At 44.5% G+C, this 14,377-nt stretch carries 9 protein-coding genes; 2 read left to right on the forward strand and 7 right to left on the reverse strand.

Translation table 11 applies throughout. The features are described from left to right. Positions 1 to 71: 71 nt before the first annotated feature. Positions 72 to 2,498, reverse strand: coding sequence for a TonB-dependent receptor domain-containing protein (locus ACTJKG_RS10375; protein ID WP_440739148.1), 2,427 nt, complete (start codon positions 2,496 to 2,498; stop codon positions 72 to 74). A gap of 224 nt (positions 2,499 to 2,722) precedes the next feature. Between ACTJKG_RS10375 and ACTJKG_RS10380 the strand changes: the two genes are divergently transcribed. Together ACTJKG_RS10380 and ACTJKG_RS10385 are read left to right on the forward strand one after the other, a co-directional pair. Then, positions 2,723 to 3,751, forward strand: a complete 1,029-nt coding sequence (locus tag ACTJKG_RS10380; RefSeq protein WP_440739149.1) for an aldo/keto reductase — start codon at positions 2,723 to 2,725, stop codon at positions 3,749 to 3,751. Between the two features lie 65 nt (positions 3,752 to 3,816). After that, the gene (locus tag ACTJKG_RS10385; protein ID WP_172334481.1) at positions 3,817 to 4,803 is read left to right on the forward strand and encodes a 3-keto-disaccharide hydrolase; all 987 of its coding nucleotides are present in this window, start codon (positions 3,817 to 3,819) and stop codon (positions 4,801 to 4,803) included. A 91-nt stretch (positions 4,804 to 4,894) separates the two neighbouring features. Here ACTJKG_RS10385 and ACTJKG_RS10390 read toward each other — a convergent pair whose 3' ends face one another. The 6 genes from ACTJKG_RS10390 to ACTJKG_RS10415 form a co-directional block, all read right to left on the reverse strand. Next, complete coding sequence (locus ACTJKG_RS10390) at positions 4,895 to 5,299, reverse strand: DoxX family protein (protein WP_440739150.1); 405 nt, start codon at positions 5,297 to 5,299, stop codon at positions 4,895 to 4,897. Between the two features lie 184 nt (positions 5,300 to 5,483). Then, positions 5,484 to 7,004, reverse strand: a complete 1,521-nt coding sequence (locus ACTJKG_RS10395) for a glycoside hydrolase (RefSeq protein ID WP_172334483.1) — start codon at positions 7,002 to 7,004, stop codon at positions 5,484 to 5,486. Between the two features lie 50 nt (positions 7,005 to 7,054). Then, positions 7,055 to 8,509 (reverse strand): RICIN domain-containing protein, encoded by a 1,455-nt coding sequence (locus tag ACTJKG_RS10400; protein ID WP_440739151.1) that lies wholly within the window; start codon positions 8,507 to 8,509, stop codon positions 7,055 to 7,057. A gap of 176 nt (positions 8,510 to 8,685) precedes the next feature. After that, positions 8,686 to 9,006 carry a hypothetical protein gene (locus ACTJKG_RS10405; RefSeq protein WP_440739152.1) on the reverse strand — a complete coding sequence of 107 codons (321 nt, stop codon included), beginning with the start codon at positions 9,004 to 9,006 and terminating at the stop codon, positions 8,686 to 8,688. Positions 9,007 to 9,152: 146 nt separating this feature from the next. Then, positions 9,153 to 10,832, reverse strand: coding sequence for a RagB/SusD family nutrient uptake outer membrane protein (locus ACTJKG_RS10410; protein WP_440739153.1), 1,680 nt, complete (start codon positions 10,830 to 10,832; stop codon positions 9,153 to 9,155). A gap of 11 nt (positions 10,833 to 10,843) precedes the next feature. Next, on the reverse strand, positions 10,844 to 14,062 hold the full coding sequence (locus tag ACTJKG_RS10415; RefSeq protein WP_216650513.1) for a SusC/RagA family TonB-linked outer membrane protein: 3,219 nt from the start codon (positions 14,060 to 14,062) through the stop codon (positions 10,844 to 10,846). Between the last annotated feature and the right edge of the window lie 315 nt (positions 14,063 to 14,377).

Consider the following 14,377-nt stretch of genomic DNA (forward strand, 5'->3'; position numbering starts at 1 on the left):
AAAACCTCCATAAAAAAAGCGCGATCGGTAATCGATCGCGCTTTTTTTATGGATATACCTTTCTTACTTAGTTAAAACTTATATGCCAGGCTTAAAGTAAAATTTCTTTGCGCTTGCGGGGTTATTGAGTATGTGCCAACATAATACTGTTTGTTGGTAATGTTGTTTAAGTTAAACGTAACCCTATAGCTATCGGCGGTATAAAATAAACTGGTGTTGATCAGTACATAACTTGGCAGGTAAAATATACCGGTTACACTGTTATCTATTGTTTTTTGTTCGCTGGCATAGTTACCGCCAACACCAAAACCAAAGTTTTTTAAATTCCCCCTGGTAAATTTGTAGGTAGCCCAAAAATTGGCCATATCCGGAGCACCCTGGCCGCCTGGAGTTCTGCCGGGTTGATTATAAAAATCATCGGCAAAACCTTTTACTATTTTGATGGAGTTGTGGCTGTACGCCGCTATAAGATTTAATCCAGGGGCCGGATTAGCATTCACATCCAATTCAAAACCTTTACTGCTTACTGTACCACCTTGCAGGTAAGCATTTGGATTATCCGGATTGGGATATACCCTGTCAGAAACCCGGATATCATAGTATGACGCGATAACATTTAACTTATCTGAAAGCAGGTTGGTTTTTACACCAGCCTCCCACTGGTTAGCATGTTCTGGTTTAAATGATTGCGTACCGTTTGGATCCCCATCTTTAGTGTAACTGGCTCTCGGATCTACATTGACAAACGCGTTCATATAGTTGGCAAAAATCGAAACCTTATCCATAACCGGCTGATAAACCAATCCAAATTTTGGCGACAGATATGTTTGATTGTAGTTTGTAGTGTTGTCGCCGCCGGCACTCTTTGATACATAATGATCAACCCTTAAACTGGCCATACCAGCTAAAGCGGGTGTAAAATTAATTACGTCCGAAACATAAGCGCTGTAGGCACTATTGGTAACATTGGTTCTGCTCCCGGGCTTGGTTGCCAAAATATTATCAACCAGGGCTTGGGACAGATATACAGGAGGTATGGTATCCGTTTTCCCAGGAACAGGGTATGCCACTTCGCCGCTTTGCGGTGTTACATGCCTCACTAAAGCGTATCCCGATCCATTACTAATGGCATTACGACTAAAATAATCTAAGCCGATCAGTAAACGGTTCCGCATGTTGCCTACCTTGAAATCACCATTAAAGTTTTGCTGCACATCGGTTGTACTGGTGGTTTGCTGGTCTTTATGAAAGGTTTGCCCAAAATACTGATCAGTTGGTACCGCGTCCTCATAAATATAGTTGTAGTAACCATTTGATTTTACCGTTGAGCGCGAAAGCACCGTTTGTGATGTCCACTGATTGGATATTTTATATAGCATTTGCGCCTGTAAATTAAACCTGGGGTTTTTCATCGTCAGATCATTGCTCATGAATGATTCGTTGTAATTCAGGTTTAAATCCTTCACATTTTTAAAAGGCAATGGGCTATACCTGTCCGATGGATAAAAAATCGGTGCTACAGCCCTTTCTTCCTGAAATATCTCTGTCAGCACATGAAAGGAAAGCTTATCATTCACTTCATACACCAATGACGGCGCAATAAAAAAAGATTTTTGAAAGCCCGCGTTCTGAAAATTATTCTGGTCGGTATATGCCGTATTTACCCGCAATGCTATTTTTTCTGTTTTGCTCAATGGGGTGTTCACATCCGCGCTTACCCGGTTTAGGCCAAAGCTGCCCAAGTTATAGGTAATCTCGCCACCGGTTGTAAAATAGGGCTTTTTGGTGATGGTATTGATCAAACCACCATAGTTTAAATACGCCCCGCCGAACAAAGTACCCGACGGACCTTTGATCACTTGTACCTCTTCCACATCGGCCAAATCAAGATCGCCGTTGGTTATGCCAGGTAAACCATTGATTAATACTGCCTGGGCTTGAAAACCGCGTATCGCAAAAAAGGTAGCACCATCACCACCCCTGCCTGTTGATCCCCAGGTTTTCATAACTCCCGGTACATTCCGCAACGCGTCATCATAAGAGGTAATGCCCTGTTGTTTTATAATTTCTGACGAAACCGAGTTATAAACCTGCGGGTTCTCCAGGTTCTTTAAGGGCATTTTGGCCACAATAGCGTTTACCTTATTTGTTTTTTTTGTTGAAATTACAATCTCCTGCAACTGGGTGGAGTTTTCTTTCAAAATGAAGTTAACAATTAGAGTTTCACCTGACCGTGTCTCAATTGTTTGTTCCTTTTTCTCCAATCCTACAAAAGATGCCACTACCGTATATGATCCCGGTGTTACCCGTTTAATCTGGTAACGTCCGTTTCCATCGGTTAAAGTTGCTTTGTTAGTACCTTTTATAGCTATGCTCACCAGGTCGGCTGGTTTTCCGTCGGCTGTTTTCACAGAGCCGGTAATGGTTGCCGTCTGTGCTAATAAGGTTAGCGAAGGCAGCAGGAGCAAGATTAAAGAATAAGTAAGTTTTTTTATCATAGTTGGTGTTATTGATATGTGGCAAAAGTATCGTTTAAATCGCTCCCAAACAATATTGCTTATGTCGGTTCTGTACCAGAATTTGGGATTCATTTTTTAGTGTATCGGCATACTTCTTACAGATGATATTTTTTGCGTATAAGGTTAGTTTTCACCTATATAATAAAATACATTTTTAATAAATTAGGCCGTCTTTTAATACCAAAAACCAAACCGTTAAACCTATGAAATATGGCAAATTAGGCAATACAGGCCTTATTGTATCGAAACTATCTTTTGGAGCTATGACTTTCGGCGACGATCCCTCGATCTCATCCATCTATAAAGTTAATGAGCAAACCGCGCAGGAAATGGTTGATAAGGCACTAAATGCTGGTATCAACTTTTTTGATACCGCTGACGGCTACGCCGGCGGACAATCAGAAATTATGCTGGGAAAAGTGCTCGCCGCACACCGTAAAAATGTGATTATTGCCACTAAAGCCGGTTTCAGAACCGGCGATCCCATCACTCAGGCCGGCTTATCCAAAAGGCATCTTTTGTTTTCATGCGAAAAAAGCTTAAAGCAGCTAAACACCGACTATATCGACCTTTATATTTTGCATAAGGAAGATCCCTTTACCCCATTAGAAGAAACCCTCGAAGCGCTTAACAGCCTGGTTGTGGCCGGTAAAGTAAGGTACGTTGGTTTCTCTAACTGGTCGGCCTGGCGATCGGCCCTGGCTTACCAGATGCAAAAAGATAATGGATGGGAGCCTTTTTGCAATGGCCAAATGAATTACTCCTTAGTAGGGCGTGATGTGGAGCATGATATTGTTCCGTTTATGGAATACGCTAAGATAGGGATGACGGTTTGGAGCCCGCTTGCCAGTGGCTTTTTAAGCGGTAAATACACCCGTGAAAATTTGAAAGACCCCGAAAACCGCCTTTCAGGGTTCGACCTGCTGCCATTTGATAAGGAATTTGGCTTTAAAGTAGTAGATGCCCTAAAAGTTATTGCCGCTGAACACCAGGCCAGTGTAGCCCAGGTGGCACTGGCCTGGCTGCTAACCAAGCCAGTTGTATCAAGCATCATCGTGGGCGCCAGTAAAATGCATCAATTGGAAGATAACCTGCAGGCTATTGACCTGGAACTTAAACAAGCGGAAATAGATTTATTGAATGACCTAACAAAACCAACAATTATGTATCCTCATTGGTTTAATCAACAATTGATAGATCCTAAACACCAGGAAATATTCGCGCGGCATTAATTTTTAATTGCCGGATATTGCCTGCTTTGATCAAATATTGAATGTTAGTTTGTAATTTAGAGATTATGAAAAATCCACCAGTTTTAAACCACAAGGGAATTTTCCGTTTTATACGGGTACAGATCATTTTGTCATTGTTCGTTTTTTTGGCGATCAGTGCTTCAGCTGCTTCATTAAAAAAAGCTGCTGATCCGGCAGTCATCGGGCGATGGGACATAACGATAGACAAAGCGGGTAAAAGTCTGCCGTCATGGTTGGAGGTGCAAAAATCCGGCACACACATCCTCATTGGCCGTTTTACCTATGCTTTTGGAAGCGCCAGACCTATATCAGAAATTAAACCGCATGATGGTAAGTACAGCTTCTCTATTCCACCTCAATGGGAAGAAGGAAACCGGAATATGGACTTTGAATTTGAGCTCAAGGGCGAGGAATTAGTAGGCACCATGGTGTATACCGATGGGGTAACCTATCATTTTACCGGGGTACGGGCGCCATCATTAATAAGAGCCAAAGACCCTGTTTGGGGTACACCCATCAAATTGTTTAATGGTAAGGATACCAAAGGCTGGCACACCGATGGCAAAAACCAGTGGACTGTAGAGTCGGGCATTTTGCGCAGCCTGCACTCCGGCGCCAACCTCATCACCGATAAAACTTTTAACGATTTTAAATTGCATATCGAATTCCGCTACCAAAAAGGCAGCAACAGCGGTGTTTACCTGAGGGGCAGATACGAAGTGCAGGTGATGGATGTTAAAACCGGCGAACCTGAACCTATAAACAACCAGTTCAGCGCTATTTACGGCTTCCTGCCCCCAAACAAAATGATGGCGAAGGACGCGGGACAATGGCAATCATACGATATTACACTGGTAGGCAGGTTGGTTACTATAGTAGCTAACGGCACCACCGTTATAAGCAGACAGGAGATCCCAGGCATTACTGGCGGGGCCATCAACAGTAAAGAAGGCGAACCAGGCCCTATTTTGATCCAGGGAGATCACGGACCGATAGATTACCGGAACATTGTGATCACACCTGCAAAATAAAGCTGGTGATGATTCTAAATAAAACAAAAAGGCCTGAGCACTCACTCAGGCCTTTTTGTTTTAAAGCGCCATTCTACTTTAAACATGGCTATTAATTCATGGCATAGTTAACCGGTTTAACGTAGGTAGCAGGATATACTTTCCGGAACATGGTATAAGTTACCGTTACCATAATAAACGCGATAATGGCATCTACGGCACTGGCCAGCCCCAGCACACTTACCTTGGAGGCAAAAGCGAAGATGATATCGAAGTAAACACCCGCGAACACCCACTCTTTTAACCGGAGCAGTTTACCGGGTATTAAAAGAACAGCAATACCTATTACTTTGGCAACACCTAATATGTAAATAAAGTGAGGCGGGTAACCCAATTTTAAGGTAATGTCCCAAACGAGCTTGTTGGTAGTGAGCTCACAAATTCCGCTTGTGCCAAACCATAAAGAGGTAAGCGCGGTTCCTATCCAATAGATTGTTTTTGTTGTTTTAGTTGTCATGATTTCTTGTTTTTAATTTGTTTGTTGATTCAAAAATGGGCTTTACTTACTGTATAACAGAGTAGTTTTAAAGCGAACCGGACAAAACGCACGACGGGAAAGACATTTTAATTAGTAAACTATAAATTAAGCCCCGTACCAATAGCTGGCACGGGGCTTAATTTATAGATATGGGATACGCTTTTTATTTAATCGCTCCCGTAAGGGTAATAACAGAACGTGCCGGGATAGTTATTTTTGAACCATCAATTTTACGGGCTTTAAGTTCATCCGCCTGCGACGTTAGGTACGAGGTAGTAAACCGAACCTGAGTATTGAACCCCGTAATTACTTCATCAGTATTAGGGTTGATGATAACAGCAACTATATTTTTTCCATCCTTAAAAGCCGAAACAAGCAGAGGTTTACTTGTGATAGATGAAATTGTCGCATCAACTCTTACTGCGCCTGGTTTGATGAACCGGCTATAGTTCCCCATGGCCCAAAGCATTTTGCTGGTGTAAAAATTACCATCGGTTTTGTTTTTATCTATGTAAATAAGACCATCTTTATAATCATAGGCAGAAATGGCCGTCCACCATTGCCATGCCGAAGCATTAGCCACCGTAAGATCGGTATGGATCACCGAAGCCAGGTACAGCGCTGCGTCTATACCGAGATCGCGTTTGTTGCCATCCATCTCACCCGCGTTATCACCCAAAATACAATACTCCGATTGCCAGTAATCAAGCCCTTTTATGGCGGCTACACTATCGGCCAGGGTCTTACGCGCCTTCACAGCCGTTGCCATTGGCGATGTGGTAAAATAACTATGTGCCGCTATGGTTTTGCTAACCCCTGGCAGATCGCCAATGTAATTTGCCGATCCGGGCTTAAAAAAGTCATTTACTTGACTACCCTTCCCTGGTTTATCGCCTCTGGTAAATAAATAATTAATGCTCCCGGCTTCGCCTACAAGAATTTTTGAATCGATTTTTTCGGTCATAAACACTTTATTGATAGATTTTATGACCCCGGCAATTTCCTTGTTGTTATAAGGGCATCCCTCCTGCCCGCCATCACTCCAATCCCATTGGGGTTCGTTGATAGGGCTTATATAATCAAATTTAACGTTACTCACCTGCTCCACGCCTTTCACTACCCTTGACAGGTAGGCAGCGAAATTGTCATATTGATCGGCCGCAATATTTACTTTACCACCGCTGGCATAAGCCCTTTTATTTATGGTAAACTGCACTGGCGGACTATTCGTAAAACCCAAAAACTGCTTTACACCGCGTTTTTTCGCTGCTTTTAAAAACCACACCTGCCCGGCCTGATTTTGCCAATTGTAGCTACCGTCGGTATTTAAAAATGATTCGGCCCGGCGCCACTCATCTTTAATACCACTCTCTTCGCCCTGTTGGGCGCTGCCTGCACCTATATTGAAGCGCCACAGTGATAAACCGATTCCTTTGGGCGAGCCATCGGCACCAATATCATGGCTAAAAAGCAGGTCGGCTATTTTGTTTCGCTTAGCATCGGGCCAGTTACTCACAAACTGGCATGACCAGGCATCAGATGCACCAAAATTGCTGATAGTTTGGTAGGTTTTCGTAAAATCAATGTCAATGGTAGCCTCTTTATGCTGACCATTGGCCATCGAAATATTAAGCGCTAAGGCAATACCTGCCAGAAGGATTTTTTTTATTGTAGATATCATCATTATTCAGATCAACAATAAAGCAGGACCATCCGATCCTGCTTTATTATAATTTATTGTTGTACGATTTGCCATTGCTGGTTGTTGCCGCCGCCCCATGTCCATTGGATGATGCCCGCACCATTGGCAGTTGAAGCACCATTAACATCAAGCGCCAAACCACTGTTACGGTTGATAGCTTTATAAATGCCATCGCTGGTGGCGGTAAGCTGCCATTGCTGGTTGTTACCGCCGTTCCATGGCCATTGGATAATACCCGCACCGTTGGCAGTTGAACTCATATTAACATCGAGCGCTTGCCCACTATTGCGGTTAGTAATTTTATAATATCCGCCTCCATTATCAGCAATTTGCCACTGCTGATTGTTACCACCATTTTGCGGCCATTGTATAATACCTGCGCCATTTGCGGTTGAACCGCCGTTAACATCAAGCGCCTGCCCGCTGTTGAGGTTCAGGAAGCGATAATAGGCTCCAGTATAAAAGGTATCGGTACCTCCAGCGCCAACACCCCAGGCATATTTTAAACGGCTTAAGCCCGACGCATTGGTGGTTGATACGGTTGGACTGGCAGCACTGCCTCCTAATTGCTGTATGGCATAGCCATCGCCGTTACGGATGCCTGGCCAGTAAACACCGCCCATACCCAACGCCCTGATCACATTGGTTAGCCCCTGTATGTAGGCTATATCCACACTGCCGCCAATAGCACCGGTGTAACTGATGCCGCTGTTCATGGTATCGCCAAACTCCGTAAATACCGCACGGCTTCCATAGCTTCCAATATTGGCTTTAGCCCTGTTTTCCCATTGCGCCGCTGTGGTAAGTCCGCCGCTACTAAAAAAGGTATAATCGTGGATAGATAATAAGCAACCCGAGAACCGGCTGTCGGCACCCACCCCGGTAATATCCTGTGAATAAGAGGTTCCGCTGATGAGGATCCGGCCTTGTGGTATAGATGGATAATTGCTTAGCCATTGCGCGCAAATGGTTGTCCAATCGGCCAGTGAATAACCATGCGGCTCATTAAATATCTCGAAGTATACATGTGAGTTACTACCGTATTTGTTCACAATGGTTTGCCACATGGACCAAAATTGGGTAGTGTTATCGATTTTGCCGTCTTCGGATGATTTGGCTTCCCAGTAACCCAGTATCACGTTCATTCCTTTACTCAGGGCCTTATCAATAACACCGGTATAGGAGTTCCACCAGGTTTGTGAAACGGTGGAGTAATTTACGGGCAACCGAACAGTATTGGCGCCTGTATTGGTTTGGATGCCTGATAATACCGCATCAGCTTTGCTGGATACAGTAGCATAACTATCGGCCGAAGTGAGTCCACTTAACACCAGTATGCCATCGCTAAAGTTATCGCCATCGGCCGCCCAGTTAACGCCCTTGAGCGCGCTTGCCGGTGTGGCATTAACTTTTATTGTTTTTGTGTTTACTTCATCCGGAGATGATGATCCTTTTACTGCGGTGATATCCTTTTTACATCCTGCCATCAAACAACACCCCGCTAATAATAAAATGCTTTGGTTTTTCATAATTTGGTATAGGTTAGTATGAGGTTAAAAAAAGGGGGACGAAAACATGTTTCCCTCCCCCCGAATAATTTTATCAGCTACCGGCACTTTGAGCTTGATTCAACCACCGGGAACTGAAAGTAAAAAGCTTACTGCTAATTAGTAATGCCTACTGTAAGGTTGTTCTGCGCGTTTATGGTGTAAACAGCCCCGTGACCATTGGCATTATTGATGAACGTTGGTGTGCTCCCGCCACCATCTAAACGATAATTGTAAGTACCCGGGCCGGTGGTATAAATGCCTACGGTATACTGTCCCGGAGTGATAGGGCCATAGCTACCGCTGGTTCCGGGGGCAACCGTGATGGTATGGGTGGTTGGACCGCTTAATTCAATAGTACACGTGTACGACGTTGTATTATAGTAATTAACACCGATAGTGAACGGGCGGCCCGCGGCATGTTTTTCAATTGTCATAGACTGAGAAAAGAAAAACGAAGAAAAACACAGGAAGAGAACGAACATTTTTGTTTTCATAATTGTATGGTTTTAATTGATTTGAAATGCGGTTTTAGAAGGAGGCCCAGTTGGGCCTCCATGATTGATATAGAGATTTGGGATTGTTAATTTGTGTAGCCGTCGTTTTGCTTTAACTGCCCGTTTGATGCTTGTATCTCGGCCAAAGGTATTGGCAACCAATAGTGCTGTGAATGAAAGGCCCGGCCGGTTAGCGCCACCTTTTGCGCATAGCTATAGCCGGAAGGATTGGCAGCATTGATACCCACCGCAACACCGTAAGCCGGAACATTTTCTGTTTGATCGGCAATTTGCCATCTACGCACATCGTAAAAGCGGTGTTCCTCAAAAGCAAGCTCAATCCGTCTTTCATTTCTAATGGCGGTACGCATATCATCTTTTGATAAACCAGATAGGGCTGGCATATTTACAGATGCGCGCTGCCTGATAGTGTTAATGGCCTGGTAAACGCTCGCGTCGGGCCCTGCGGCTTCATTTTGTGCCTCGGCATAGTTAAGCAGGATCTCGGCATACCTGAAATAGATCCATGGCTGTGCACCCGCCTCGCTCGAATTGGTGATGGAATAATTATCGTTCGCAAATTTCCTCAGGTAATAACCTGTTTTACTCGCGTTTTGAGGATTCGGTCCCTGGTTGCTGTCTTTACCGCCAGGCAAAAATACCTGCACAACATTGCCTCTGTAGGGCGCCCCGTTGTAAAGAATAGTGGCGTAAAACCGTGGATCGCGGTTAACGTATGGATTTTGTGAATCATAGCCTGATGTTGGATCAGTGATGGCTTTGCCATTACTCATGGGATAGGCATCTACCATATTTTGCAATGGTACATTACCACCGTAGCCACCATAGCTGTTAGGCCCATTATCCAACTCTATAGGCAAGTGGGCCGCTGTAACCGGGTAGAATAGCCTTTCAAATATAATTTCGTTACTATTAGGGGTTAAAAATAACTGGCCATAACCACCCTGGAACAAACTGTATTTGCCCAGATCCATAACCGCCTTAGCTGCCGCGGCGGCAGCCTGCCAGGAACCTGCATTATACAATGGGCTGGCGGCATAGAGCAATAGTCTTGATTTTAGTGCCAAAGCTGCTCCTTTTGTTGCCCTTCCTAAGGCCCATGATGTGCCGTTATCTACCGGAAGTCTCGAAGCGGCGTCGTCCAACTGAGTACTGGCATAAGTAATAGACTCCGTAATAGAAGCGCGGTTGAAAAGACTTGGGTCCTGCAGGTTATCTGTTAGCTCAGTTACCTTATCGCCCATTAATACAACACCGCCATAGTTACGGATGAGATCCTGGTACCTGAACGCCCTGATAAATTCAAGCTCGCCAATCAGTTTGTTTTTATGTCCGGCACTTAATGGTAAACCGTTTATTACACTCAAAGCATAATTACACTCCCGGATACTGCGGTAACTGCGTCCCCAGATCGTTCCGGCATCACCCAGGTTATTAGGAGCCAGCTGCCCCTGCTGGATCACCCAGGTGTTATCATTGTTGTTGTATATCGATTCGTCTGTTAATGAGCTCCAGAGCGCCCATTGAAAGCCACGACCAAAACCGGTATCATCATCTTCTTTATCCTGTAATTTAACACCGATATACCTGTTGATCACATAAGCTTCAAAAAGTGAGGTATCTGATAAAATAGAAGCGTTACTAATTCTATCTGTAGGCGGTGTGGACAGGAAATCTTTTTTACAGGATGTCATCAGTGCAACGCAAAGCGCCAGGCAGCCTGTTATATATTTTATACTTTTCATAATGCTGGATATTAAAATTTAATGTTTGCGCCCAGGTTAATTATCTTTTGTTGCGGATAGAACTGGCCACTGCCATACTGAGCACCGCCGAATTGGCCACTGCCATTGGTTCCTTCAGGGTCGTAATCTTTCACTTTGGTAAACGTTAACAGGTTGAAACCGCTTACGAAAACCCTAACGCCCTTAATATGAAGCCTTGATAATGCTTGCGATGACAGTGTATAACCCAGCTGAACATTTTTCAGCCTCAAAAATGAAGCATCGTTAAGCCAGAAGGTATTGTTATAGGAACCACCGCTTACCGCGTTTGAAGCCCTGTCTGATACTTTGGGATATGATCCGTTTGGATTGCTTGGGCTCCAGGCGTTATTGGCCCATGAACTGTAAAAATTACCGATAACCCCTGATTCGGGCAGTACATACTGGCTTACCTGGGCCTGCCCTGCGAATAAAACCGACAGGTCGAAGTTTTTGTACCCGGCATTAAAACTAAAACCATAAACTATTTGCGGGATATTGCCATATTTTGAGCGCTCCTGGTCAGCAGCCGTTATTTGCCCATCATGGTTAACATCGGCATAAATAAGGTCGCCTACTTGCGCGCCGGCCACATGTGGCGTATTATCCAATTGCGCCTGGTTTCTGAAAATACCAGTTGCCTGGTATAACAAATAGGTGTTTAAAGGATTACCTGTTTGACGCTGGTAAGGTAATATGCCGGCGGCCTCGTCAATATAAATGATCTTGCTTTTGGCATAGGTAAAGTTGCCAGATACACCCCAGGAGAATGTTCCCGGGTGATTATAACCCAATGTTGCCTCGAAACCGGCGCTGTTAACCTTGCCAATATTTTCTGCAGGCACCAATGGATTGCCATCAGATGGGTTCACTATGCCGGAAGTGCCGGGAAGAGAGCCGTTACGGTAGGCCAGGATATCCGACCGCACCTGGCGGAAATAGATGGCCTCCAGTGTAAAGTTCTTTAAGAATACGGCGTTGATACCAATGTCTGTCTTTTTGGCCTTTTCCCAGGTAATATTAGGGTTTGCAAGTTTAGTTTGATCGATACCGGGTTGTGGTGACGCGCCTGAGCCATTATCCAAAACCACCGCATTATTAAAGGCGTAATTATCGATATACTGGTAAGGAGCGATATTATCATCACCCAAAACACCGTAAGAAGCTCTGATCTTCAGATCGTCGATAAACTTAACTTTGTCCTGAAACCAGCGCTCTTTGGATATGCGGTAACCGGCAGATATAGATGGAAAATATCCCCATTGGTGACCCGGCGCAAAAAGCGATGAGCCATCCGCACGAAACTGAGCCTCTACCAAATATTTTTCGTCATAGTTATAGGCCAGCCTGCTGATCACACTACGGCGGTTATAGTTGTAGTTACCGTTGTTATCGCTGCTGCTGCCGCCATTGGTAGCATCGCTGGGGGCGCTGCCGCCTTGCGAAAGCTCAGGTGTAGTAGCCGTTGGAAAATTGTTCCGTTGGGCCCAGAAGAAATTGTAGGTGTTTTTGCTTTGTTCATAAGCAACAAAAGCATTGATATTATTTTTACCTAACTGCCTTACAAAGTTTAGCTTAATATTGGATGTAATAAGCGACTGATTAAGCTGCGACTCATACAAATAGGGACGACCGTTTGAGCCACCCTGCGTGCTTGGCGTGTAAATATTGGTAGCGCTGTTATAGGTATAAACCGTGTACGGTGTATTAAATGTTTTGTTAAACACACCTGTTTTATCGGCCGAGAAGAAACCATCAAGCGAAAGCCCTTGTACGCCCGGGATATCATAACTTGCTTTAAGGATACCATTAAAAGTTTGCGTAGGGTTATTGATGGTACCGCCAATGCTTGTTGGCGTAAGGGCCGGGTTGGTATTATCGAAACCTGAGGTAGGCAAACCGTTGGGATAAAAAGCGGCAACGGTTGGATATCCCCGGTAAATACCCCGGAAATTATTAGCGGCCGAGGTAGTTGGAAATTGGCGGTCTTCCTCTCTGCCCTGTAAAGATAGTCCTACTTTAAACCCCTTGGCAACCGTAGCATCAATGTTCGATCTGAAGTTATATTGATTGTACTTTGCAGCACCATTTTTATAAAGGCCGCCTTGTGAGGTGATGCCAACAGAAGTGTAATATTTAATATCCTCGGAACCACCTGCAACCGTTACGTTCTGTTGGTTCTGCAACGCATAATTCTTTAATGTTAGTTTTTCCCAGTCGGTGTTTGGGTAATTAAGCGGGTCTGAACCATCTTTGAATTTCTGGATCTGAGCCGCGCTGTAAACCTGGTTAAAACCGCCGGTCGGGCTATCATAATAACTGATGTCATTCAATATCTGCGCGTATGTTGGCGCGTCGGCCAGTTTAGGTAAACGTGTTGGCGAGCTGAACCCTTCATTAAAGTTATAGGAGATGGCAGCCTTACCTGTTTTACCATGTTTGGTTGTTATTAAAATAACACCGTTTGCCGCGCGATTACCGTACACCGCCGCGGACGCATCCTTCAATACCGAAACGCTTTCTATATCATTTGGATCAAGACGCTCCAGGCCACCTATCTGGCCGGGGATACCATCCACAACAATCAGCACCGAATTGCTGCCGGTTGTAGCCAGGCCCCTGATCGAGATGTTTGAACCATCATACCCCGGTTCACCAGATCCGTTGCTGGCAATAACGCCAGGTACACGACCCGCGAATGAACTTGAAACGTTAGGCTGAGGACTTTTAACCAGGTCACCTCCCTTTACCACGGAGATTGAGCCGGTGAGGGTTGCTTTTTTCTGCGTACCATAACCTACAACCACTACCTCATTCAATGATTTTGAATCGGCCTGTAGCTGTACATTGATGGTGGTTTGTCCGTTTAGGGGAACTTCATGAGTAGCATAACCGATATAGGTAAACACCAGCGTTCCAGATGAAGCATCGGGAACACTAAGCGAAAACTTACCATTAATATCCGTAACAACACCTGTTGATGTTCCTTTTAAGGTAACGCTTACACCGGGTAACGTTTCGCCTTTTTCGTCGGTAACCTTACCGCTTATTTTTACATCCTGTGCGTGGAGCACCTTGCCGCTGTTGGCAAAAGCCACCGAAGGTGCCTGGCAGATGATAAAACAGGTAATTGCCATACTTACCATGAACAGGAAAAAGCGGGGTGATCTTTTCCAATGAGGGGAATCCTTTACATGTAAATTTAGTTCCATATATTTTTAATTGGGGTTTAATAGGTTTAAACTTTACAGCGTAAAGGACACAGCTACGGGCAAACGGTTAAAGCTGGTGAATTGCCTTTCCAGCATCCGCGTCAGATCAGTGCCATGTACAGAAGTTCGGTTTAAACCATGGTTATTGGTAAGGCTAAAATGCGGGTAAATTACCCCAGGAAGTGAGGGGCAAATTCGGATTTAAAACGGGATAGAATCATCAAAAAAGGCCGTAGGAAGTATTTTTAGGCCTTTTTGCTGAGGGGGTAAACTCATATCATCAACTATTTGTGGACATATTTTCAATCCCCGCAG

It is taken from the genome of Mucilaginibacter sp. 22184 (assembly GCF_052045695.1).
Lineage (GTDB): Bacteria > Bacteroidota > Bacteroidia > Sphingobacteriales > Sphingobacteriaceae > Mucilaginibacter.

Coding starts and splice junctions, on each gene's coding strand:
- ACTJKG_RS10415 (WP_216650513.1), bottom strand. CDS start 14,062: ATGGAACTAAATTTACATGTAAAGGATTCCCCTCATTGGAAAAGATCA.
- ACTJKG_RS10400 (WP_440739151.1), bottom strand. CDS start 8,509: ATGGCAGGATGTAAAAAGGATATCACCGCAGTAAAAGGATCATCATCT.
- ACTJKG_RS10375 (WP_440739148.1), bottom strand. CDS start 2,498: ATGATAAAAAAACTTACTTATTCTTTAATCTTGCTCCTGCTGCCTTCG.
- ACTJKG_RS10385 (WP_172334481.1), top strand. CDS start 3,817: ATGAAAAATCCACCAGTTTTAAACCACAAGGGAATTTTCCGTTTTATA.
- ACTJKG_RS10395 (WP_172334483.1), bottom strand. CDS start 7,004: ATGATGATATCTACAATAAAAAAAATCCTTCTGGCAGGTATTGCCTTA.
- ACTJKG_RS10390 (WP_440739150.1), bottom strand. CDS start 5,299: ATGACAACTAAAACAACAAAAACAATCTATTGGATAGGAACCGCGCTT.
- ACTJKG_RS10405 (WP_440739152.1), bottom strand. CDS start 9,006: ATGACAATTGAAAAACATGCCGCGGGCCGCCCGTTCACTATCGGTGTT.
- ACTJKG_RS10410 (WP_440739153.1), bottom strand. CDS start 10,832: ATGAAAAGTATAAAATATATAACAGGCTGCCTGGCGCTTTGCGTTGCA.
- ACTJKG_RS10380 (WP_440739149.1), top strand. CDS start 2,723: ATGAAATATGGCAAATTAGGCAATACAGGCCTTATTGTATCGAAACTA.